Below are 21,445 nucleotides of genomic sequence, written 5' to 3'. Positions count from 1 at the left end.
TACCCATAGTTGCCGCTCCCGAGGGCTTGACCGGGGCCGCGCCGCAACAGGGGACGAACGCCGGCTTGCAATGGCGGGGCTGCTCGCTACAGTGGTCCGCCATGGATCAGCACCGCACCGTCACCCGTCCCGCCGGTCACGTCCTCGTCGAGGCCCTGATCGAGCAAGGCATCACCGATGTCTTCGGCGTTCCTGGCGAGAGTTATCTCGCGGTCCTCGACGGCTTCCATGAGCATCGCGAGCGCATCCGCTTCGTGGCCTGCCGGCAGGAGGGCGGCGCCGCCTTCATGGCCGAGGCGCAGGGCAAGCTGACCGGCCGGCCCGGCATCTGCTTCGTGACGCGCGGCCCCGGCGCGACCAATGCCAGCATCGGCCTGCACACGGCCTTCCAGGATTCGACGCCGATGATCCTGTTCATCGGGCAGGTCGCCTCCGACCAGCGCGATCGCGAGGCCTTCCAGGAAGTCGATTACCGCCAGATGTTGGGCCCCGGCACGCTGGGCATGGCGAAATGGGTTGGCGAGGTGCAGGACCCGGCTCGCCTGCCCGAATACGTCGCCCGCGCCTTCCACACCGCGATGCAGGGACGCCCCGGACCGGTCGTGCTGGTGCTGCCCGAGGACATGCTCACGCAGCCCACCGATGCGCCGGTGCTGCCGCGCGCCAGGCCGGCCGTGGCCTGGCCCGCGCCGGCCGACCTGGTCGAGCTGCAGGCGCGGCTCGAGGCGGCGCAGCGGCCCTTCGTCATCGCCGGCGGCGGCGGCTGGACGCCGCAGGCCTGCGCCGCGCTGCAGGACTTCGCCCAGGCCTGGCAACTGCCCGTGGGCTGCGCATTCCGCTTCCAGGACCTCTACGACAACCGCGACCCGCTGTATGCGGGCGATGTCGGCATCGGCATCAATCCGGCGCTGGCCCGGCGCATCGCCGAGTCCGACCTGATCCTCGCGATCGGCCCGCGGCTGGGCGAGATGACCACCGGCGGCTACACGCTGCTGAAGGCGCCGCGCCCGGCGCAGCAACTGGTCCACCTCCATGCGGGGCCCGAGGAACTGGGCCGTGTCTACGCGGCCGACCAGATGATCCAGGCCAGCATGAGCGGCGCCGCGCTGGCCCTGCAGCAGCTGCGGCCGCCGGGCGGCCATGCGGAGCTGCCCTGGCTGGAGTGGACCCGCGAGGCCCGCGCCGACTACCAGCGCAACCAGCAGGCGCTGCCGGTGGGGCCGATGGACCTGGCGGAGGTGATGCACCTGCTGGATCGCCTGCTGCCCGCCGAGACCATCTTCACCAACGGCGCCGGCAACTACAGCGGCTGGCTGCATCGCTTCCATCGCTACACCGCGCTGCATCAAGGGGGCCGCACGCAACTCGCGCCGACCAGCGGCGCGATGGGCTACGGCTTCCCGGCGGCGGTCGCCGCGGCGCTGCTGCAGCGCGAGCGCTGGGTCGTCAACATCGCCGGCGACGGCGATTTCCTGATGACCGGCCAGGAGATGTCGACCGCCATGGCCCACGGGGCGCGCCGGCTGATCTGCGTCGTCGTCGACAACGGCAGCTACGGCACGATCCGCATGCACCAGGAGCGCGAATACCCCGGCCGCGTCAGCGGCAGCGATCTGCACAACCCCGACTTCGCCGCCCTGGCCCGCGCCTATGGATGGCAGGCCTTCAGCGCCTCGCGCACCGAGGAGGTGGAACCCGCGCTGAGAGCGGCCATCGCCGCGCAGGTGCCGACGCTGCTCCACCTGAAGCTGCCGGTGGAGATCTCCACCAGCCGCGCCACGCTCAGCAGCATCCGGGAGGCGGCGATCAAGCGCCTGGGCCACTGACGGAGAATGCACGGATGTCCGCATCCGCCATCCCCTTCGCCCTGCGCGGCGACTTCATCGAACTCGACAAGCTGCTCAAGGCCACCGCGCTGACCGGCAGCGGCGGCGAGGCCCGGCACTTCATCGCCGAGGGTCAGGTCCGCGTCGACGGCCAGGTCGAGCTGCGCAAGACCGCCAAGATCCGTGCCGGCCAGGTGGTCGAGTTCAACGGCCAGCGCGTCGAGGTGCTGCCGCCCGCCTGAGTTCGAGCCGGAGCGAGACCATGCGCCCGCATGACGACGGCCGCGCCGAGCCGGCGTCGACGATCGCGCCGATGGCCGCGCCAATGACCCCCGATGACCGCATCGATGATCGAACCCCTCCAGGAGTGACCCGATGACCAGCCCCAGCGCTTCCAGCCGTGCCGCGATCCGTTTCTCCACCTGCGACCTCTGCGACTCGCTGAAGTCGGACAGCAGCGGCGCCACCCGTTGGCTGCCCGGCAGCCTGTACCGCAGCTACGGCGGACAGGCGCGTTTCGCCGGGCCGGTGGCGACGGTGCGCTGCCTCGACGACAACACGCCGGTGAAGGCGGCCGTCGAGAGCTTCGGGGCCGGCCGCGTGCTGGTGGTCGATGGCGGCGCGTCGCTGCGGCGCGCGCTGCTGGGCGGGAACCTGGCCGCCAGCGCCGCGAAGAACGGCTGGGCCGGCGTGCTGGTGCATGGCGCGGTGCGTGACCTCAAGGAACTGCGCGCGGCGGCGGTGGGCATCTTCGCGCTCGGCCACGTGCCCATGCCCACCGAGCGCCGCGAGCCGGGGCTCGCCGACCTGCCGGTGCAGATCGAGGGCGTGTGGATCCGTCCAGGCGACTGGCTCTACGCCGACGAGGACGGCGTCGTCATCACGCCCAGCGCGGTGCATCCCGCCGGCTGAGCGACCCGCGACCGCGGCGTCTTCAGCGACTGCAACGACTGCTACGGCCGTTACGGCTGCTGTGATCGGGGCAACCCCGGCGACTGGTGCACCTGCCGCCGGCTCACGCGGCGGCGTCGTGCACCGCCATCCAGCCCGGCAAGGCCTCGGGCGCCATCGGCCGGCCGAACAGCCAGCCCTGCGCCGCGTCGCAGCCCATCGTCAGCAGCAGGTCGCGCTGGCCGGCGGTCTCCACGCCTTCCGCGACCACCGTCAGCCCGAGCGAACGACCGATGCCGATCACGGCGCTGGACAGCGCCCGATCGTCGGCATCCTGCTCCAGGTCGCGCACGAAGCTCTTGTCCAGCTTGAGCTCCGTCACCGGCAAGCGCTTGAGGTAGCTCAGGCTGGAATAACCGGTGCCGAAGTCGTCCACCGACACGCCCACGCCCATCTCATGGAGCTGCTGCAGCTGCGCGCGCGGGCGGCTGGTGTCGTCGAGCATCAGCCGCTCGGTGACTTCCAGCGTCAGGTCGCTCGCCGCCAAGCCGTGCCGCGCCAGCAGCGCCCGCGCATGCGCCGCGACGTCGTCCTGGTGGAAGCGCTGCGGCGACACGTTGACCGACAGGCCGGGGACGTCGACGCCCTGGGCCCGCCAGCGCGCCAGCTGGGCGCAGGACTGCTCCAGCACCCAGGCATCCAGCGCGTTGATCAGGCCGCTCTCCTCGGCGACCGGGATGAAGCGGTCCGGCGGCACCCAGCCGCGCTCGGCATCGTGCCAGCGCAGCAGGGCCTCGACCCCGACCAGCCGGCGATCGCTCAGCCGGATCTTGGGCTGGAAGTGCAGCTGCAGCAGCCCCTGGGACAGCGCATGGCGCAGCGCCGCCTCGATGTCCAGCCGCTCGTCCAGCGCCTGGTTCATCGCACGCAGGAAGAAGCGCGCGCAATCGCGGCCGGCGCGCTTGGCCTCGTACATCGCGATGTCGGCGTTCTTGAGCAGTTGGTCGAGGTCCTGGCCGTCCTTGGGAAAACCGCAGACGCCGATGCTGGCCGTCATCTGCACCCGGGCATGGCTACCGTCGAGCGGGATCGGCGCCTCCAGCACCGCGCGCAGCTTGTCGGCGACATGCATCGCGTCCTCGACGGTGCAGCCCGGCAGCAGCGCGACGAACTCGTCGCCGCCCAGCCGCGCCAGCGTGTCGCTGTCGCGCAGCGCCCCCGACAGGCGCTTGGAGATGTGCTTCAGCACCTGGTCGCCCACCGCGTGCCCGAGCGAGTCGTTGACCGTCTTGAAGCGGTCGATGTCCAGCAGCAGCAGCGCGGCGGGCGACTCGCTGCGCAGCGCCAGCAGCAGCGCCTGGCGCGCGCGGTCGGCCAGCAGCGTGCGGTTGGGCAGGCCGGTGACGCCGTCGAAGTAGGCCAGGCGTTCGATCTCGCGCTGGTGCCGGTCATGCATGAAGGCGATCTGGCACAGCTGGGCGCAGGCCTGCACCATGCGGCGATGGAAGGGCGCGGCGGCGCGCGGTTCGCGGTAGTACAGGGCGAAGGTGGCGACGACCTGGTCCGTCCCCAGCAGGATGGGCGTCGACCAGCAGGCGGCCAGGCCGTGCGGCAATGCCAGCTCGCGGAAATCGGCCCAGAGCGGGTCGTTGGCGATGTCGGTGACCTCGACCGGCTGCCGGCGCCAGGCGGCGGTGCCGCAGGAGCCCGCCCGCGGGCCGATCGAGAAGCCCTCCAGGGCGCCGCTGAAGGAGGTGGGCAGGCTGGGCGCGGCCAGCGGGTGGACCCGACCCTCCTCGTCGACCGAGAGCACCGAGCAGATCACCTCCGGCGCCAAGGTCTCGACGCCGCGGCACAGCAGGTCCATCACCGCGGCCAGCGGACGGCCCAGGGCCACCGCTTCCAGCACGTCGCGCTGGAGGTGGTCGATGGACGCCTGCTCATCGGTTCTTGTCGCGTGCTGTTCCCGCATCGCTGCTCCCTGTAGCCCCGGCGAGCATGGCAGGGAAGCGGCGTCGCTTCAAGAGCGCCGGTGGGCCGGGCGGCGGCGGCCGGGGGACGGTCGTGAATGAATGCGCGGGCGGCCCGCCGTGGCCGGGTCAGCGCAGCACGTCGAGCAGCCGGTCCAGGCCGCCGTCGTTGATGGCGACCATCGCCTGCTCGCGCACCTTGGGTTTGGCGTGGTACGCGACCGACAGGCCGGCGGCGCCCATCATCGGCAGGTCGTTGGCGCCGTCGCCCACGGCGATGCACTGCGCGGGCGTGGCGCCGATGCGCTCGGCGCAGGCCAGCATCATGCGGCGCTTCTCCTCGCCGTCGCAGATGTCGCCCCAGTCCTGCATCACCAGGCCGCCGGTCAGCGCGCCGTCGACGATCTCCAGCTCATTGCTGCGGACGAAGTCCATGCCGAGCTCGCCCGCGACGAAGCGGGTGAAGTAAGTGAAGCCGCCCGACACCAGCACCAGCTTCAGGCCCGCCGCCTTCAGCGCGGCGCAGAGTTCGCGCGCGCCGGGATTGAATCTCAGCCGGTCGCGCAGCACCTGGGCCAGGGCGCCCTCGCCGACGCCCTTGAGCAGCGCCAGCCGGCGGCGCAGGCTGTCCTTGAAGTCGGTGATCTCGCCCCGCATCGCGGCCTCGGTGATCGCGGCGACCTCGGCCTTGCGGCCCGCGGCCGCGGCGATCTCGTCGATGCATTCGATCGTGATCAGCGTGGAGTCCATGTCGAAGGCGGCGAGCTTGAAGTCGCGCAGCGCCAGCGGCGCGGTGAAGCCCTGCAGGACGAGCGGGGACAGCGGGGCGGTGGAGGTCGACGAGGAGGTCATGCGGGCAGGGCGGCGAGTGGGGCGAGTGGAGCGCGAGCGGGGCGCGACTGGGGCAGGCGGCGCTTGAACGCGGAAGGTCCCCGTCGGCGATCAGGACGACCGGCCGGCGGGGACGGGCGGGAGCTTAGCGCACTCGCCGGGGCGGGCCTCAATGCGCATGGGCCGTGGCGTAGGGGGCGGCGCGTGCGCCGGTCATCCAGGCTGCCGGCGGCAGGTCCAGGCCAGGACCCGCAAGACCTCGCAGCGGGAGATACGCGGCTGCCGGCTCCGCGACGCCACGCCGCCGGTTCGCGAACTCGGCGACGCCCCAGGTCTCCAGCTTCAAGCCCTCGATGTGCGACAGCGCCTTGTCGTCGCTCACCAAGGTCGCACCGAGCGCCATCGCATGCGCGGCGATCGCCATGTCGAACTGCTCCTTGGGCAGGCCTCGCCGCTCCAGCGAGGCCTTGATGCAGGCGAAGAGATCGGAGAACCACAGGCCCGGGCCGAGGTATTCGACGCGGATGCGGCGCATCAACTCCCGCAGGCGCAGTTCCTTGCCGGGCGAGGGATTCTTCTCGAGCCCGGCAAAGACCTCCGCCTGGACGATCACGCTGATGGCGATCCGTCCCCGCAGCGCCGCGAATCGCTCTTCGCAATAGACGCGCTGCACCCGCGCTTGCGGATCCATCATGTAGCTCAGGATGTTGGTGTCGAGCATGTAGAGCGGTTCAACGCGATCCATGTTGCACCTCCCAGGCTTCGAACCGCGCGCGTCGGATGCGCTCGACTTCAGGACCGTCTTCCCAATCGTCGAGTCCACCCACGCGGGCCCGCACCGGTTTGCCGTAGTTCTCCGGCAGATAGGGGCAGGTCTCGCAGCCCTCGCGCGCATGCACGATGAGTCGCGCGATGCGTTTGCTCTTGAAGATCGTGCGGATGAATGAATCCGGATCGCTCAGGCGGTCGTCCGGCGGCAGGTGGCGGCAGTCGAGGCAGGTCATCGCGTAGGCGCAGCCCCGCTCCTTGGCGGCGATCTCGGCGTCGCGCTCGGCTTGCCAGGCGTCCTCCTCCGCGTCTTCCTCCGCGTCTTCCTCCGCGCGCTCCCGCGCCTGGCGGGCCGCCGCGGCCTCGATCGATTCGCCCACATCGATCCGGGGTGACAGGGGCATGTGCTGATGCATCGGCATCTCCAGAAGTTGAGAAGCCCTCAGTCTAGGAAGCGGTTCCGCCGGGGTCACTGACCCGGACTCGTGGACCTGCCCGACGCCTGCCAGCTGTTCGAGCAGGTCCCGATTAAGGCTGCGCGACCGGCGCGCCCAGCAGCCGCAGCACCTCGCGCACCGCCTGCGCGCGGTCCTTGGGATCGGTCAGCGCCTTGTCGATGCGCAGCTTCTCGTTGCCCACCAGCTTGATGTTGCGGTTCTTCTGCACCAGCTCGATCACGCGCATCGGATCGATCGGCGGATTGGGGCGGAAGTTGATGTTGATGACGCTGGGCGCCGCGTCGATCTTCATCACGCCGTAGGGCTTGGCCAGCACCCGCAGCCGGTGCGTGTCGAACAGCGTCTGCCCCTGCGCCGGCAGCTTGCCGAAGCGGTCGGTGATCTCCTCCAGCATCGCGTCGATCTGCTCGGCGCGGTCGGCCGTGGCCAGCCGCTTGTACAGCGACAGCCGCTGGTGCACGTCGCCGCAGTAGGCATCGGGCAGCAGCGCGGGCGCGTGCAGGTTGATCTCCGTCGTCGCCGACAGCGGGCTGAGCAGGTCCGGCTCGCGCCCGGCCTTGAGCGAGCGCACCGCCTCGGACAGCATCTCGTTGTAGAGCTGGAAGCCGACCTCCATCATGTTGCCGCTCTGGTGCTCGCCCAGCACCTCGCCGGCGCCGCGGATCTCCAGGTCGTGCATCGCCAGGTAGAAGCCCGAGCCCAGTTCCTCCATCGCCTGGATCGCTTCGAGCCGCTGCGCCGCCTGCTTGGTCAGGCCCTCGATGTCCGGCACCATCAGATAGGCATAGGCCTGGTGGTGCGAGCGCCCGACGCGGCCGCGCAGCTGGTGCAGCTGCGCCAGGCCGAACTTGTCGGCGCGGCTGATGACGATGGTGTTGGCCGAGGGCACGTCGATGCCGGTCTCGATGATGGTCGAGCACAGCAGCAGGTTGTGCTTGCCGCCGACGAACTCGCGCATCACGCGTTCCAGCTCGCGCTCGGGCATCTGGCCGTGGGCGACGACGATGCGCGCCTCGGGCAGCAGCTCCTGCAGCTTCATGCGGCGGTTCTCGATGGTCTCGACCTCGTTGTGCAGGAAGTAGACCTGGCCGCCGCGCTTGAGCTCGCGCAGCACCGCCTCGCGGATGGTGCCGCTGGTCTCGCTGCGCACGAAGGTCTTGATCGCCAGGCGCCGCTGCGGCGCGGTGGCGATGACGCTCAGGTCGCGCAGGCCCTCCAGCGCCATGCCCAGCGTGCGCGGGATCGGCGTGGCGGTCAGCGTCAGCACGTCGACCTCGGCGCGCATGGCCTTCATCGCCTCCTTGTGGCGCACGCCGAAGCGGTGCTCCTCGTCGATGACGAGCAGGCCCAGGCGCTTGAACTTCACATCGGCCGAGAGCAGCTTGTGCGTGCCGATGACGATGTCGATCGAGCCGTCGGCCAGGCCCTCCATCGCCGCCTTGATCTCCTTGGCGGAGCGGAAGCGGCTCATCTCGGCGACCTTGACCGGCCACTTGCCGAAGCGGTCGGCGATGTTCTGGTAATGCTGCTCGGCCAGCAGCGTGGTGGGCGCGAGCAGCGCCACCTGCTTGCCGCCCATCACCGCGACGAAGGCCGCGCGCAACGCGACCTCGGTCTTGCCGAAGCCGACGTCGCCGCACACCAGCCGGTCCATCGGCTTGGGGCTGATCATGTCCTGGATGACGGCGTGGATCGCGGCGCGCTGGTCGGGCGTCTCCTCGAAGCCGAAGCTCGCGGCGAAGGCCTCGTAGTCGTGCGGCGAATAGCGGAACGCATGGCCCTCGCGCGCGGCGCGGCGGGCATAGAGGTTGAGCAGCTCGGCGGCGGTGTCGCGCACCTGCTCCGCGGCCTTGCGCTTGGCCTTGTCCCACTGGCCGGAGCCCAGCCTGTGCAGCGGCGCCTCTTCCGCGCTGACGCCGGTGTAGCGGCTGATCAGGTGCAGCTGCGCGACCGGCACGTAGAGCGTGGCCTTGTCGGCGTACTCCAGGTGCAGGAACTCGCTGGGGCCATCGCCAAGATCGATGTTGATCAGGCCCAGATAGCGGCCGATGCCGTGGTTGGTGTGCACGACTGGGTCGCCGACCTTCAGCTCCGACAGGTCCTTGATCAGCGCGTTGACGTCGCTGACCTGCTCCTGCTTGCGGCGCCGGCGCGTGGTGGGCGTCGTTGCGAACAGCTCGGTCTCGGTGAAGAGCTGGATCTGGCGGCCCGCGTCGGGCTCGTTCCAGAAGAAGCCCGCGGCCAGCGGGGCCGCGGTGATCGCGAAGCGCTCGTCGACGTTGGCCTCGAATTCGGCGAGATCCTTCACCGACGGCGGATCGATCCGGTTGTCGCGCAGCAACTCGAGCAGGCTTTCGCGGCGACCTTCGCTCTCGGCCAGCAGCAGCACGCGGAACTTCGTGTCCTTCAGATGGGCCGCCAGTCGCGCCAGCGGCTCCTGCGCGCCGCGCTCGACGCTGACGTCGGGCAGCGGCCGCGCGTAGTCGACCGCGTCCTGGCCGCGCACCGACAGCACCGCATGGCGGTGCGTGGCGATGAAGAAGTCCTCGGGGCGCAGGAAGATTGCCTCGGGCGGCAGGATGGGCCGGTCCGGGTCGTGCTGCAGGAAGCGGTGGCGCTCGCGGGTGTCGGTCCAGAAGCGCTGCAGCGCCTCGTCGACCTCGCCGTGCAGCGCCAGGCCGGCCTCGGCGGGCAGGTAGTCGAAGACGCTGGCGACCTCGTCGAAGAACAGCGGCAGGTAGTACTCGATGCCGGCGGTGGCGAGGCCCGTGTCGATGTCCTTGTAGATGCGCGACTTGGTCGGATCGCCGTCCATCTTCTCGCGCCAGCGCGCGCGGAAGGCCTTGCGCGAGCTCTCGTCCATCGGGAACTCGCGCCCGGGCAGCAGGCGCACCTCCGGCACCGGATAGAGCGAGCGCTGCGAGTCCGGATCGAAGACGCGGATCGAATCCACCTCGTCGCCGAACAGGTCGACGCGGTAGGGCACCGGCGAGCCCATCGGGTAGAGATCGATCAGGCCGCCGCGCACGGCGTACTCGCCGGGCGAAACCACCTGGCTGACATGCTGGTAGCCGCCCAGGGTCAGCTGCTGCTTCAGGCCGGCCTCGTCCAGGCGCTGCTTCTGGCGGAAGTTGAAGGTCGTCGCCGCCAGGAAGGACGGCGGCGCGAGCCGGGTGAGGGCGGTGGTCGCGGGCAGCAGCACGACGTCGAGGTCGCGCTCGGCCACCGGTTTGCCGCCGGCCTGCAGCAGCCGCCACAGCGTGGCCAGTCGCTCGGAGATCAGGTCCTGGTGCGGGCTGAAGCTGTCATAGGGCAGGGTTTCCCAGTCCGGGAACACGGCCACGCGCAGCTCGGGCGCGAAGAACTTGAGCTCGTCCTCCAGGCGCTGCGTGTCGCCGGGCTCGGCGGTGACGATCACCGTCAGGCGCCCGGCGGCCAGCTGCTGCCGCGCGAAGCGGGCGAGCAGCAGCGCGTCGGCGGAGCCGGTGGGGCGGGGCAGGGTGAAGCGTTTGCCGGGGGAGATCGTGGACAGCTGCATGGCGCACAAATGAGGACAGCCCCGGAAGGGGCTCGCCGGAATTGTAGGGAGGGCGCGGCGACACGCGGTGTCAGGAGCGCGAGGTGGTCCGCCGGCCGCGCTGCATGCCGAGCAGTCGGCATGCCCGGCATCGCGGCGAAGACCGTCGCCAGCGCCGCGACCCCGTCGGCGACCGCGCTGGCGACCATGCCGGCAAACGCTCAGCCGGCCGGCGTGATCGGGATCGCCCGGCGCATGTCGCGCATCGTCGCCGGCGTGTCCAGGCTGCGCGCGCGCAGTTGGCCGCAGCCGCCGTCGACGTCCTGTCCGGCGGAATCGCGCAGCTTGGTCAGCACGCCACGCTGGTGCAGGCGGCGGGCGATGTCGCGCGCCTTGTCCCAGTCCGGGCGCTGGAAGGGCAGCTCGGGCACGCTGTTGTAGGGAATCATGTTGAGCACGCCGTAGCGACCCCGCAGCAGTTCGACGATGCCGTCGAGCTCGTCCTCGCCGTCGTTGACGCCTTCGAGCAGCGTCCACTGGTACTGGATGGGGTAGCCGGTCGCCCGGGCGTAGCGCTCGCCGGCCTCGACGAGCTCACGCGGTGTCAGCCGCGGCGCGCGCGGCAGCAGCTCCCGCCGCAGCGCCGCCTTGGTCGTGTGCAGCGACAGGGCCAGCGCCGGCTTCACCGGTCCGGCGCCCAGGCGCTCGAACGCGCGCGGATCGCCGACCGTCGAGAACACCAGCTGCTTGTGGCCGATGTTCCCTTCCGTGCCGAGCAGCTCGATCGCCTCGAGCACCGCGTCCAGGTTGTGCGACGGCTCGCCCATGCCCATGAACACGACCTTCTTCACCGCGCGTTCGCGCCGCGCCAGCGCCACCTGGGCGACGATCTCGGCGCTGGTGACCTGGCGCAGCAGCCCGTCCTTGCCGGTCATGCAGAAGCGGCAGCCCACCGCGCAGCCGACCTGGCTGGAGACGCACAGCCCGTCGCGCGGCAGCAGCACGCTCTCGACGGTCTGGCCGTCGCGCAGTCCGACCAGCAGGCGCGCGGAGCCGTCCTCCCCGGGATGGCGCTCGAGCAGCGTCGCCAGGCCGTGGAGCTCGTCCATCAGCGCCGGCAGCGCCTCGCGCACCGCTTGCGGCAGGTAGTGCTCCAGCTTGCGCCGACCCTCGGTCAGCGGCCGGGCCTGGACCCAGTGGCGCAGCACGCGGCCCACGTGGGCGTCGTTGGCGCCCAGCGCGGCGAGGCGGCGTCGGAGGTCGGCGATGGCGAGCACGGGAATCGGATCCGGGAAGGGCGAAGGGCCGGATTTTCGCCGATCGGTCCGCCCGGGCGCCGCTCCCTACAATCGCGCCCCATGAGTTCCTTCCCGATCGGCCCCGCGGGGATGCAGCCGCGCTGCTTCGCGCTGGTGCCCGCCGCCGGCGTCGGCAGCCGCTCCGGCGCCGACCGTCCCAAGCAGTACGTCCCGCTCGCCGGCCAGGCGCTGATCGCCCACACGCTGAAGGCACTGGGCGCGGTGGCCCGGATCGACGCCACCCTGGTCGTGCTGTCGCCCGAGGACGACCAGTTCGAGGCCGCCGTGCCCGGCTTCGCGGGCGAGCGCGGCTGGGTCGTCCGCACCGGCGGCGCCACGCGCGCCGAGACCGTCGCCGCCGGCCTGTCGGCGCTGCGCGAGCGCGGCGCCCAGCCGCACGACTGGGTGCTGGTGCATGACGCCGCCCGCTGCCTGCTGCGGCCCGAATGGGTCGACGCGCTGATCGATGCCTGTGCCGACGACGAGGTCGGCGGCCTGCTCGCACTGCCCGTCGCTGACACGCTCAAGGACGCCGCCGCCGCGGACGGTGCGGCCCGCGTCGCCGCCACCGTCGATCGCCGCGGCAAGTGGTCCGCGCAGACGCCGCAGATGTTCCGGCTGGGCCTGCTCGCGCCGGCGCTGGCCGGGCCGCTGGACGGCGTCACCGACGAGGCCAGCGCGGTCGAGGCCCTGGGCCACGCGCCGCGCCTGGTCGAGGCCTCGATGGAGAACTTCAAGGTCACCTATCCCGCCGACTTCGCGTTGGCCGAACGCCTGCTGAGGAGCCGCGCATGACGGTCGAATCCGATGACGACATCCAGGGCCTGAAGGCCGTCGGCGAAGCCGTCGCCACCGTGCTGCGTCGCATGCTGGACGCGATCCGCCCCGGCATGACCACCCGCGAGCTCGACGACATGGGCGCCCGCTGGCTGGAGGACTTCGGTGCCCGGTCCGCGCCGCGCGTCATGTACGACTTTCCCGGCGCCACCTGCATCAGCATCAACGAGCAGGCCGCGCACGGCATTCCCGGTGACCGCGTCATCCAGAAGGGCGACGTCGTCAACGTGGACGTGTCGGCCGAGATGAACGGCTACTTCGGCGACACCGGCGGCACGCGCATCGTCCCGCCGACGACGCCGACCAAGACCCAGCTGGTCTTCGCGGCGCAGTACGCGCTGGAGCAGGCGATGAAGGAAGTGAAGCCGGGCGCGCGGCTCAACCGCATCGGCCATGCGATCGAGCGGGTGGCCAAGGCGCACAAGTTCAAGATCATCGAGAACCTGTGCAGCCACGGCGTCGGCCGCTCGCTGCACGAGGAGCCCAAGACCATCCCCGGCTACTACGACCCGAACGACACGCGCATCCTCGAGGAAGGCATGGTCATCACCATCGAGCCCTTCCTCTCGACCAAGAGTCGCTGGGTCGACGAGGAGGCCGACGGCTGGACGCTGTCCGGCGTCAAGGGCAACCTCTCCGCGCAGTTCGAGCACACGATGATCGTGACCCGCAACGGGCCGCTGGTCGTCACGAACGCACTGCCGCACTGATCCGGGCGCCACGCGCCTACCGCAGACCGCTCAGAACCGCAAACCCCCGCTGACTCCGCAGACCCCGCAGCTTCGCATCCACGCCATGGCTTTGAACTTCCGCATCGGTGAGGGCTGGGACACCCACCAGCTCGTCGCCGGCCGCCCGCTGATCCTCGGCGGCATCACCATCCCGCACACGCACGGCCTGCTGGGCCATTCGGACGCGGACGCGCTCGCGCACGCGATCACCGATGCATTGCTCGGCGCCGCCGCGCTGGGCGACATCGGCAAGCTCTTCCCCGACACCGCCGCCGAGTTCAAGGGAGCGGACTCGATGGTGCTGCTCGCGGAGGCCTACCGCCGCGTGAAGGCGCTGGGCTGGGTCATCGGCAATGTCGACACGACCATCGTGGCGCAGCAGCCCAAGATGGCGCCGCACATCCCGGCGATGCGCGAGCGCCTGGCGCAGGTGCTGGGCATCGATGTGGGCCAGATCAACGTGAAGGCCAAGACGGCCGAGAAGATGGGCCCCGTCGGCGAGCTCAAGGCCATCGAGGCACGCGCGGTCTGCCTGCTGGTGCGCGACGCCTGAGCGAGCGCCCCGGCATGAACTCCCTCTCCCCGCAAGCGGGGAGAGGGAGCGACTCAGACGCTGGCCCGCTTGAGCCGCAGCTGCGCGACGAAGCCGCTGTCGTCGGCGTTGGACAGGCGCAGGTGCGCGCCCAGGCGCTGCACCGACTTCTCGACGATCGCCAGCCCCAGCCCCGCGCCGGTCGCGGCGGTGCGCGCGGTGTCGCCGCGATAGAACGGGGTCGTCAGCTTGGACAGCTTGTCCGGCGGCACGCCCGGCCCATGGTCGCGCACCGTCAGCAGCACCCAGGCGCTGTCGGCCTCGGCGGTGACGTCCACGCGCGCCGGCTCGTCGCCGTGATGGCCGTAGCGGCGCGCGTTCTCGAAGAGGTTCAGCAGGATGCGGCCCAGCTCGGTCGGGTCGGTCCAGATGCGCAGCGCCGCGGACAGCCGCACGCTGATCACGATCTGCTGCGGGTCGCGGAAGCCCTGCGCCTCGCGCTCGACCAGCTCGCGCAGGTTGAGCGCCTGCAGCTGCAGCTCGCTGGGCCGCGCGTAGTCCATGAACTTGTTGATGATCGCGTCGAGCTGGTCGATGTCCTGCGCGATGTAGGTCCGCGCCTGCTCGTCGTTGACACTCATCTCGGCCTCGAGCCGCAGGCGCGCCAGCGGCGTGCGCAGGTCATGCGAGATGCCCGCCAGCATCACGCTGCGGTCCTCTTCCATCTTGGCCAGCTCGCGTGCCATCCGGTTGAAGCCCATGTTGACCTCGCGGATCTCGCTGGTCAGCGTGCTTTCGTCCAGGCGCGAGTCGTATTCGCCCTCGCGGATGCGGCTGGCGGCGATGGACAGCTCGCGCAGCGGCTGGTTGATCAGCCGCGCGATCGCGGCCGCGCCCAGCAGCGACGCGCCCAGCGCGATCGCGATCCACCACCAGTTGCTGGAGATGTTGGCCTGCAGCGGCGCGGGATTGGTCTGCAGCCAGAACTGGTCGGGTCCGACGTCGAAGCGCACCCACAGCCCCGGCACGCCGTTCAGGCCGCTGGCCAGCACGGTCTGCGGCCCCAGCCGCGAGACCAGTTCCTTGCGCAGGCGCTGCGCGAAGGGAGAGTTCTCATAAGGGAGCCAGCGGTCGGTGGCCTCGGCCACCTCGACCGACACCGCCTCGCTGCGTGCGATCGACTTGACCACCGCGACCCGGTTGATCGCGTCGGTGCTGGACAGCGCCACCCGCGACAGGTTCACCAGGCCGGCCAGTTGCTGCGCGGCCTCGAGCGCCTTCGGTTCGGCCTCCAGGGCCTTGAAGGTCTGCTGCCAGGCCAGCACGCCCGCGGCCAGCAGCAGCGCCAGCAGCGCGAAGGTGCGCCAGAACAGGTTGAGCGCCAGACGGGGAGGGGTCACGGGAATCGACGGCATTCAAGGGCTCGGCCGTCGGCCGTCGCCGGCCTCCGGACTTGCGCACGCGGCGCGGCGGGCGGGCGGCCGATCAGGCCGCCTCGTCGGGCACGAACACGTAGCCCACGCCCCAGACGGTCTGGATGAAGCGCGGTTGCGCCGGGTCCTCTTCCAGCAGCTTGCGCAGGCGCGAGACCTGCACGTCCAGGCTGCGGTCGAAGGGCTCGAACTCCCGGCCGCGGGCCAGCATCGCCAGCTTGTCGCGCGACAGCGGTTGGCGCGGATGCCGCACCAGCGCCTTCAGCATCGAGAACTCGCCGGTGGTCAGCGGCACCGGCTCGCCGTTCTTGGCCAGGCGGCGCAGCGCCAAGTCGAACTCGAACGGGCCGAACTGGACCGTCATCGGTTCCTTGGACGGCGCGCCCGGGGCTTCCGGCGGCGGGCGACGGCGCAGCACCGCATTGATGCGGGCCAGCAGTTCGCGGGGGTTGAAGGGCTTGGCCAGGTAGTCGTCGGCGCCAACCTCCAGGCCGACGATGCGGTCCACTTCCTCGACCTTGGCCGTCAGCATGATGATCGGCGTGTTGTCGCCCGCGGCGCGCAGCCGGCGGCAGATCGACAGGCCGTCCTCGCCCGGGAGCATCAGGTCCAGGACGATCAGGTCCACCGTCTCGCGGGTGAGCTGCTTGTTCAGCGCCTTGCTGTCCTCGGCCAGCAGGACCTCGAAGCCTTCTTGGGCGAGATAACGGCGCAGCAGGTCGCGGATGCGGGCATCGTCGTCCACGACCAGGATGCGGTTAGGGCGGGTTGTGCTTTGCATGGCGGCCACTCCGGAATTTGTAACAGCGGCACTGTAAGGGCAGTTTTCCCGCCTGTTTGCGGGATGCAGCAGTCCTTACTGGATGGTTACATCTTTTGTAACAGCGCCGTGGAGACCTCACAAGAGGTGGGTTGGATGGCCCAAAAGAGGGGTGCAGCGCCGGTCAACCGTGACGGTTTCCTCACCCGTTATGCTGGCCTCCCCGAGGACTCTCCGTAGGAACCCGAATGATCCGAACCTCCAAGACGCTGACCCGTGCCCTGATCGCCGCTGGCGCGATCGCCCTGGTGCCAGCAGTTTCGTATGCCGAACCTGCGAAGACCGACGTCCTGGCGCTGAGCGCCTCCGCCACCACCGAGGTGGCTCGCGACCTGCTCCAGTTGCGCTTCTCCACGACGCGCGAGGGCAAGGAAGCCGCCGCGGTCCAGAACGAGCTCAAGCAGGCGCTGGACGCCGCGCTGGCCGAGGCCCGCAAGATCGCCAAACCGGGCCAAGTCGACCTGCAGGCCGGCAACCTGTCCGTCTATCCGCGCTACGGCCAGGTGAAGCCGGGCACGAGCGGCTCGCCGCAGATCACCGGCTGGCAAGGCAGCGTGGAACTGCTGGTGCAGGGCCGTGACATGGAAGCCATTTCCAAGCTGAGCGGCCGCATCCAGTCGCTGGCCATCGCCAACGTGAGCTACGGGCTGTCGCGCGAGGCGCGCGAGAAGGCCGAGAACGAGGTGGTGTCCCAGGCCATCGCCAGCTACAAGGCCAAGGCCTCGGTGTACGCGCAGCAGTTCGGCTACGCCGGCTACCGGATCGGCGAGGTCAGCGTGAACGCCGACCAGCCGATGCCGGTGATGATGGCTGCGGCGCCCCGCTTCAAGGCGATGGCCGCGGCCGCCGACGAGGCGCTGCCGGTCGAGTCCGGCAAGGCCACCGTCACGGTCAACGTCAGCGGCAATGTCGTGATGACGCGGTGATGGCGCGGTGGTGATCCGCTGATGACCTGCTGGGGGCGCTCCCCCCTGAACGAAAGACGCCCGGCTCGACCGGGCGTTTTTCCTTGCAGCGGGGCTGCCCGGCTTACTGGGCGGTCCAGCCGCCGTCCATCGCCCAGGCTTGGCCGCGCACATTGACCGCGGCGTCCGAGCACAGGAACACCGCCAGCGCGCCGAGCTCTTCCGGCGTCGTGAACTGCAGCGAGGGCTGCTTCTCGGCCAGCAACTGGCGCTTGGCCTCGGCGGGGTCGAGCTTCTCCTTCTCGCTGCGCGCGTCGATCTGCTTCTGCACCAGCGGCGTCAGCACCCAGCCCGGGCAGATCGCGTTGACGGTGACGGGCAGCGTCGCGGTCTCCAGCGCCGCAGCCTTGGTCAGTCCGACCAGGCCGTGCTTGGCCGCCACGTAGGCCGACTTGCCGGCCGAGGCCACCAGCCCATGCGTCGAGGCGATGTTGATGACGCGGCCCCATTGCTTCTTCTTCATGCCGGGCAGGGCCAGCCGCATCGTGTGGAAGGCGGAGCTGAGATTGATCGCCAGGATCGCATCCCACTTCTCGGGCGGGAACTCGTCCACGTTGGCCACGTGCTGGATGCCGGCGTTGTTCACGAGGATGTCGCAGCCGCCGAACTGCTCATCGATATAGGCCATCATGGCTTCGATCTCGGCCGGCTTGCTCATGTCGGCGCCGTGATAACCGACCTTCACGCCCAGCGCCTCGACCTCCGCCTTCGGGCCCGCGTGGTCGCCGAAGCCGTTGAGCACGATGTCCGCGCCCTGGCGGGCCAGGGTCAGGGCAATCCCCAATCCGATGCCGCTCGTCGAGCCGGTGACCAGGGCCGTCTTTCCTTTCAGCATGCCGCGTCCTCTTCAGGGTTGTTAGGATGGGTGCAAAGGATACGAGCGATGTCTGAACCCTTGTTGAAAAAAGTCCAGGCGCTGAGCCCTTGCGGCCTGCACCAGGTCGCGTATTGGGAGTGGGGGCAGGCCGACAACCCGCGGGTGCTGGTCTGCGTGCACGGGCTGTCGCGCCAGGGGCGCGACTTCGACGTGATCGCCAGACGCCTGAGCAATCGCTTCCGCGTGATCTGCCCGGACGTGGTGGGCCGCGGGGAGTCGGAATGGCTGGGCGATCCGCGCAACTATCAGCTGCCGCAATACGTGTCCGACATGGTGACGCTGATGGCCCGCATCGGCGCGCCGCAGGTGGACTGGCTGGGAACCTCGATGGGCGGGCTGATCGGCCTGGCGCTGGCGGCGATGCCGTCCAGCCCGATCAAGCGCCTGATCCTCAACGACGTGGGCCCGACCATCGAGTTCGTCGCGCTGCAGCGCATCGCCAGCTACCTGGGCCGGGCGCCGCAGTTCGAGAACTGCCAGCAGGGCGCCGACTACCTGCGCGGCATTTCGGAGGGCTTCGGCCCGCATACCGACGAGCAATGGCTGGCGCTGTCGCGCGCGATGTTCAAGCCGGACGGCGACCGCTGCCGGCTGCATTACGACCCGCGCATCGGCCAGGGCCTGGCCGGTCTGACGCCGGAGCTGGCCAAGGCCGGCGAGGCTCAGCTCTGGGCCGCCTACGACGCGGTCCGCTGTCCGACGCTGCTGCTGCGCGGGGCCGAGTCCGACCTGCTCACGCGGGCGACGGCCGAGCTGATGACGCAGCGCGGCCCGCGCGCCGAGCTGCACGAGTTCCCGGGCGTCGGCCATGCGCCGACGCTGGTGCAAGAACAACAGATCCAGGTGGTGGAGCGATTCCTCGACCGCGGATGACGTCCCGGCGGCGGATCGCGCCGCGCGGACACGGATGAACGACGAATGAAGACGGAATTGGGGCTGCGGCAGGACCAGGCGGCGCCCATCGTGGCCCTGCTGGACGGGGACCTGCCCCATCGCTTGCCGGCCGCGCCGCCGCGTGCCGAGGAAACCGCGGACCCGGTGCGCCGGGCCCGCGCGTTCGCGGAGCCGCTGCTGGCGGACCATCGCCTGGGCACCGGCGAGCCCGCGCTCGACCATGCCGACGGCGTGGCGGCGATCCTGGCGGGCGTCGGTGCGGCGCCTTCGATGCAGGCCGCTTCCTACCTGGTCTACGCCGGCGACTACCTGAACAAGCCCGAGGAGATCGTCGCCAAGGCCTTCGGCGAGAGCGACGCGAGCCTGGTCGCGCACACGCGTCGCCTGGTGCAGATCCAGCGCGCGGCGCGCGAGGCGCGCGTCGAGGAGCAGCGCCGCCAGGAGCAGACCGAGCTGGTGCGCAAGATGCTGCTGGCGTTCTCGCGTGACCTGCGCGTGGTGCTGCTGCGGCTGGCGTCGCGGCTGCAGTCGCTGCGCTGGTACGCGGCGACGAAGACGCCGTGTCCGCGCGAGTTGGCGGCCGAGTCGCTGCAGGTCTTCGCGCCGCTGGCCAACCGGCTGGGCATCTGGCAGATCAAGTGGGAGCTGGAGGACCTGGCCTTCCGCTTCCTGGAGCCCGAGCACTACCACCAGCTCGCCAAGGGCCTGCACGAGAAGCGGGTCGAGCGCGAGCAGTCGGTGGAGTCGGTGCGCGCCGCGCTGGAGCGCGAGCTGCAGGCCCATGGCATCGAGGCGCAGGTGCAGGGACGGCCCAAGCATCTGTACAGCATCTGGAAGAAGATGCGCGGCAAGGGACTGACGCTCGAGCGCGTCTTCGACCTGCGCGCGCTGCGCGTGGTGGTGCCGGAGGTGGCGGATTGCTACGCGGTGCTGGCCAGGCTGCATGAACGCTACAAACCGGTCGATGGCGAATTCGACGACTACATCGCCCGGCCCAAGCCCAATGGCTACCAGTCGCTGCACACGGTGGTGATCGCGGCGGATGGCCGGCCGATGGAAGTGCAGATCCGCACCCGGGCGATGCATGAGCATGCCGAGCATGGTGTCGCCGCGCACTGGGCCTACAAGGAAGCCGGCACCAAGGGGTATGCCGGCGTCAGCGCCGCCGGCGAATTCGAGGAGCAGGTCGCGCAGGCGCGCAAGGCCGTGCTGCGGCAGCTGCTGGCCTGGGAGCGCGATTACGTCGCGGAAAGCGGCCCCAGCTTCGATGACCGCATCTATGTGTTCACGCCGCAGGCCAACGTGGTCGAGCTGTGCGCGGGCGCGACCGCGGTGGATTTCGCCTACGCGGTGCACACCGACCTCGGCCACCGCTGCCGCGGCGCCAAGGTGGACGGCCAGATGGTGCCGTTGAACACGCCGCTGCAGAGCGGGCAGACGGTGGAGATCGTCGCGCTGAAGGAGGGCGGTCCGTCGCTGGACTGGCTCAATGCGGAGCTGGGTTATCTGCAGAGCCAGCGCAGCAAGGCCAAGGTCCGTGCCTGGTTCAACGCGCAGGTGCAGTCGCAGACGATCGCCAAGGGCCGCGAGCTGGTCGAGAAACTGCTGCAGCGCGAGGGCAAGACGGCGATCAAGCTGGACGACCTGGCCGGGCGGCTGGGCTTCAAGAGCGCGGACGCGCTGTTCGAGGTCGTCGGCAAGGACGAGTACTCGCTGCGCAACATCGAGACCCTGCTGCGCCCGCCGGTGCCGGAGGCGGACGAGGAGGAACTGCTCGTCCAGAAGCACACCAAGGGCGCCGTCGGCGAAGGGCGCACGCCCAAGGGCGGGGTGCTGGTGGTGGGGGTGGACTCGCTGCTGACCAGCCTGGCGCGCTGCTGCCGGCCGGCGCCGCCGGATCCGATCACCGGGTATGTGACGCGCGGCAAGGGCGTGGCGATCCACCGCGCCGACTGCGCGAACCTGCGGCAGATGGCGCAGTCCGCGCCGGAGCGCGTCATCGCGGTGGCCTGGGGCGAGCCCGCGCCGGACCGTGCGGGCAAGGGCGCGCTCTATCCGGTGGACCTGGTCGTCGAGGCGGCGGACCGGCCGGGGCTGCTGCGGGACGTGCTGGAGCTGTTCGCCAAGGACAAGCTGAACGTGATCTCGGTGAACCAGCAGAGCGGCAAGGGCAAGCCGGCGCGCAGCGACCTGTCGCGGATGAATTTCACTGTCGAGGTCAGCGACGCGCAGCGGCTGCAGCAGACGCTGGTCGCCCTGTCGCAGGTGAGCGGCGTGCGCAGCGCGCGGCGGCGCTGAAGCCTGGAGTGGCCGCGGTCCGGCGAGGGGATGCGGCCGTTCAGCCCGTGTTCATCGGGGTTGTGGGCGATCGGTGGGTGTCGCGACCGGCGAGCGCTGCGTGGTTCCAGGCGGGCGCTGTTCCATTTTTCTTGCGGCTTCCTGGACGGACGCAAAAATCCGGCATATACTGCGAGGCTCTTCAGGCGCGTAGCTCAGTTGGTTAGAGCACCACCTTGACATGGTGGGGGTCGTTGGTTCGAATCCAATCGCGCCTACCAGAATTGGTAGGCAAGTCCTTCGGGACACCTCAGCAGATCGCCCGCTCAAACGGGCGATTTGTTTTGCGGACCAGTGGATTGACCACCGCTGGCCGAGTATTTCAGGCGCGTAGCTCAGTTGGTTAGAGCACCACCTTGACATGGTGGGGGTCGTTGGTTCGAATCCAATCGCGCCTACCAAAGCACACCCCGGTGAGTCGGAAGACTCTCCGGGGTTTTTGTTTTGGTACCGCGCGACC

Annotated in this window: 18 protein-coding genes and 2 tRNA genes; 11 read left to right on the top strand and 9 right to left on the bottom strand. The window is 70.2% G+C overall.

Features of this window, described 5'->3' with window-relative positions; all coding sequences use genetic code 11:
- Positions 1-101 precede the first annotated feature (101 nt).
- The 3 genes from FHT38_RS15025 (at position 102) to rraA (ending at position 2,738) form a co-directional block, all read left to right on the top strand.
- Entirely contained in the window at positions 102-1,826 is a 1,725-nt protein-coding gene (locus FHT38_RS15025; RefSeq protein WP_183492232.1) for a thiamine pyrophosphate-binding protein, read from the top strand.
- A gap of 14 nt (positions 1,827-1,840) precedes the next feature.
- Positions 1,841-2,068 carry an RNA-binding S4 domain-containing protein gene (locus FHT38_RS15020; protein WP_091732018.1) on the top strand — a complete coding sequence of 76 codons (228 nt, stop codon included), beginning with the start codon at positions 1,841-1,843 and terminating at the stop codon, positions 2,066-2,068.
- Positions 2,069-2,201: 133 nt separating this feature from the next.
- Positions 2,202-2,738: a ribonuclease E activity regulator RraA gene (rraA, locus tag FHT38_RS15015; RefSeq protein WP_183492231.1), complete on the top strand. Its 537-nt coding sequence runs from the start codon at positions 2,202-2,204 to the stop codon at positions 2,736-2,738.
- A gap of 103 nt (positions 2,739-2,841) precedes the next feature.
- On the opposite strand, the gene FHT38_RS15010 is transcribed toward rraA, so the two are convergent.
- From FHT38_RS15010 to FHT38_RS14985, 6 genes are all read right to left on the bottom strand, one after another.
- Complete coding sequence (locus tag FHT38_RS15010; RefSeq protein ID WP_221213777.1) at positions 2,842-4,689, bottom strand: bifunctional diguanylate cyclase/phosphodiesterase; 1,848 nt, start codon at positions 4,687-4,689, stop codon at positions 2,842-2,844.
- 127 nt (positions 4,690-4,816) lie between these two features.
- Positions 4,817-5,539 (bottom strand): phosphoserine phosphatase SerB, encoded by a 723-nt coding sequence (serB, locus tag FHT38_RS15005; RefSeq protein ID WP_183492230.1) that lies wholly within the window; start codon positions 5,537-5,539, stop codon positions 4,817-4,819.
- A 148-nt stretch (positions 5,540-5,687) separates the two neighbouring features.
- Positions 5,688-6,263, bottom strand: a complete 576-nt coding sequence (locus FHT38_RS15000; RefSeq protein WP_183492229.1) for a PIN domain-containing protein — start codon at positions 6,261-6,263, stop codon at positions 5,688-5,690.
- On the bottom strand, positions 6,250-6,759 hold the full coding sequence (locus tag FHT38_RS14995) for a hypothetical protein (protein ID WP_183492228.1): 510 nt from the start codon (positions 6,757-6,759) through the stop codon (positions 6,250-6,252). Before FHT38_RS14995 ends, FHT38_RS15000 begins: the two co-directional genes overlap by 14 nt.
- Positions 6,760-6,814: 55 nt before the next feature.
- Positions 6,815-10,282 (bottom strand): transcription-repair coupling factor, encoded by a 3,468-nt coding sequence (gene mfd / locus FHT38_RS14990; RefSeq protein WP_183492227.1) that lies wholly within the window; start codon positions 10,280-10,282, stop codon positions 6,815-6,817.
- A 200-nt stretch (positions 10,283-10,482) separates the two neighbouring features.
- Entirely contained in the window at positions 10,483-11,538 is a 1,056-nt protein-coding gene (locus FHT38_RS14985) for an RNA methyltransferase (RefSeq protein WP_183492226.1), read from the bottom strand.
- Positions 11,539-11,619: 81 nt separating this feature from the next.
- Here FHT38_RS14985 and ispD point away from each other — a divergent pair, with 81 nt between their 5' ends.
- From ispD to ispF, 3 genes are all read left to right on the top strand, one after another.
- A complete protein-coding gene (gene ispD / locus FHT38_RS14980) occupies positions 11,620-12,354 on the top strand; it encodes a 2-C-methyl-D-erythritol 4-phosphate cytidylyltransferase (protein WP_183492225.1) in 735 nt (244 codons plus the stop codon).
- The gene (map, locus tag FHT38_RS14975) at positions 12,351-13,106 is read left to right on the top strand and encodes a type I methionyl aminopeptidase (protein ID WP_183480803.1); all 756 of its coding nucleotides are present in this window, start codon (positions 12,351-12,353) and stop codon (positions 13,104-13,106) included. Before ispD ends, map begins: the two co-directional genes overlap by 4 nt.
- An 85-nt stretch (positions 13,107-13,191) precedes the next feature.
- Positions 13,192-13,680 carry a 2-C-methyl-D-erythritol 2,4-cyclodiphosphate synthase gene (gene ispF / locus FHT38_RS14970; RefSeq protein WP_183492224.1) on the top strand — a complete coding sequence of 163 codons (489 nt, stop codon included), beginning with the start codon at positions 13,192-13,194 and terminating at the stop codon, positions 13,678-13,680.
- Positions 13,681-13,733: 53 nt separating this feature from the next.
- Here the strand turns inward: ispF and FHT38_RS14965 are convergent, their stop codons facing one another.
- Both FHT38_RS14965 and ompR read right to left on the bottom strand, forming a co-directional pair.
- Complete coding sequence (locus tag FHT38_RS14965; protein WP_091732048.1) at positions 13,734-15,074, bottom strand: ATP-binding protein; 1,341 nt, start codon at positions 15,072-15,074, stop codon at positions 13,734-13,736.
- 70 nt (positions 15,075-15,144) lie between these two features.
- Entirely contained in the window at positions 15,145-15,873 is a 729-nt protein-coding gene (ompR, locus tag FHT38_RS14960; RefSeq protein WP_091732051.1) for a two-component system response regulator OmpR, read from the bottom strand.
- A gap of 227 nt (positions 15,874-16,100) precedes the next feature.
- Here ompR and FHT38_RS14955 point away from each other — a divergent pair, with 227 nt between their 5' ends.
- The gene (locus FHT38_RS14955; RefSeq protein ID WP_183492223.1) at positions 16,101-16,838 is read left to right on the top strand and encodes an SIMPL domain-containing protein; all 738 of its coding nucleotides are present in this window, start codon (positions 16,101-16,103) and stop codon (positions 16,836-16,838) included.
- Positions 16,839-16,941: 103 nt separating this feature from the next.
- Here FHT38_RS14955 and FHT38_RS14950 read toward each other — a convergent pair whose 3' ends face one another.
- Complete coding sequence (locus FHT38_RS14950) at positions 16,942-17,712, bottom strand: 3-hydroxybutyrate dehydrogenase (protein ID WP_091732057.1); 771 nt, start codon at positions 17,710-17,712, stop codon at positions 16,942-16,944.
- 48 nt (positions 17,713-17,760) lie between these two features.
- Between FHT38_RS14950 and FHT38_RS14945 the strand changes: the two genes are divergently transcribed.
- From FHT38_RS14945 to FHT38_RS14930, 4 genes are all read left to right on the top strand, one after another.
- Positions 17,761-18,627, top strand: coding sequence for an alpha/beta fold hydrolase (locus FHT38_RS14945; protein WP_091732061.1), 867 nt, complete (start codon positions 17,761-17,763; stop codon positions 18,625-18,627).
- Positions 18,628-18,672: 45 nt separating this feature from the next.
- Positions 18,673-20,946, top strand: a complete 2,274-nt coding sequence (locus FHT38_RS14940; protein ID WP_091732065.1) for a bifunctional (p)ppGpp synthetase/guanosine-3',5'-bis(diphosphate) 3'-pyrophosphohydrolase — start codon at positions 18,673-18,675, stop codon at positions 20,944-20,946.
- 183 nt (positions 20,947-21,129) lie between these two features.
- Positions 21,130-21,206 (top strand) — tRNA-Val (locus FHT38_RS14935).
- Between the two features lie 103 nt (positions 21,207-21,309).
- Positions 21,310-21,386, top strand: a tRNA-Val gene (locus FHT38_RS14930).
- Positions 21,387-21,445 lie beyond the last annotated feature (59 nt).

The organism is Mitsuaria sp. BK041 (assembly GCF_014193085.1).
Classification (GTDB): Bacteria; Pseudomonadota; Gammaproteobacteria; order Burkholderiales; family Burkholderiaceae_C; genus Roseateles.
The sequence above is the reverse complement of the archived record's forward strand: the minus strand, read 5'-3'. Positions and strand labels throughout refer to the sequence as shown.

What these genes read in the sequence shown, in the direction of transcription:
- FHT38_RS15025 (WP_183492232.1), top strand. Translation starts at nt 102, where the DNA reads ATGGATCAGCACCGCACCGTCACCCGTCCCGCCGGTCACGTCCTCGTC.
- FHT38_RS15020 (WP_091732018.1), top strand. Translation starts at nt 1,841, where the DNA reads ATGTCCGCATCCGCCATCCCCTTCGCCCTGCGCGGCGACTTCATCGAA.
- rraA (WP_183492231.1), top strand. Translation starts at nt 2,202, where the DNA reads ATGACCAGCCCCAGCGCTTCCAGCCGTGCCGCGATCCGTTTCTCCACC.
- FHT38_RS15010 (WP_221213777.1), bottom strand. Translation starts at nt 4,689, where the DNA reads ATGCGGGAACAGCACGCGACAAGAACCGATGAGCAGGCGTCCATCGAC.
- serB (WP_183492230.1), bottom strand. Translation starts at nt 5,539, where the DNA reads ATGACCTCCTCGTCGACCTCCACCGCCCCGCTGTCCCCGCTCGTCCTG.
- FHT38_RS15000 (WP_183492229.1), bottom strand. Translation starts at nt 6,263, where the DNA reads ATGGATCGCGTTGAACCGCTCTACATGCTCGACACCAACATCCTGAGC.
- mfd (WP_183492227.1), bottom strand. Translation starts at nt 10,282, where the DNA reads ATGCAGCTGTCCACGATCTCCCCCGGCAAACGCTTCACCCTGCCCCGC.
- ispD (WP_183492225.1), top strand. Translation starts at nt 11,620, where the DNA reads ATGAGTTCCTTCCCGATCGGCCCCGCGGGGATGCAGCCGCGCTGCTTC.
- map (WP_183480803.1), top strand. Translation starts at nt 12,351, where the DNA reads ATGACGGTCGAATCCGATGACGACATCCAGGGCCTGAAGGCCGTCGGC.
- ispF (WP_183492224.1), top strand. Translation starts at nt 13,192, where the DNA reads ATGGCTTTGAACTTCCGCATCGGTGAGGGCTGGGACACCCACCAGCTC.
- FHT38_RS14965 (WP_091732048.1), bottom strand. Translation starts at nt 15,074, where the DNA reads ATGCCGTCGATTCCCGTGACCCCTCCCCGTCTGGCGCTCAACCTGTTC.
- ompR (WP_091732051.1), bottom strand. Translation starts at nt 15,873, where the DNA reads ATGCAAAGCACAACCCGCCCTAACCGCATCCTGGTCGTGGACGACGAT.
- FHT38_RS14955 (WP_183492223.1), top strand. Translation starts at nt 16,101, where the DNA reads ATGATCCGAACCTCCAAGACGCTGACCCGTGCCCTGATCGCCGCTGGC.
- FHT38_RS14950 (WP_091732057.1), bottom strand. Translation starts at nt 17,712, where the DNA reads ATGCTGAAAGGAAAGACGGCCCTGGTCACCGGCTCGACGAGCGGCATC.
- FHT38_RS14945 (WP_091732061.1), top strand. Translation starts at nt 17,761, where the DNA reads ATGTCTGAACCCTTGTTGAAAAAAGTCCAGGCGCTGAGCCCTTGCGGC.
- FHT38_RS14940 (WP_091732065.1), top strand. Translation starts at nt 18,673, where the DNA reads ATGAAGACGGAATTGGGGCTGCGGCAGGACCAGGCGGCGCCCATCGTG.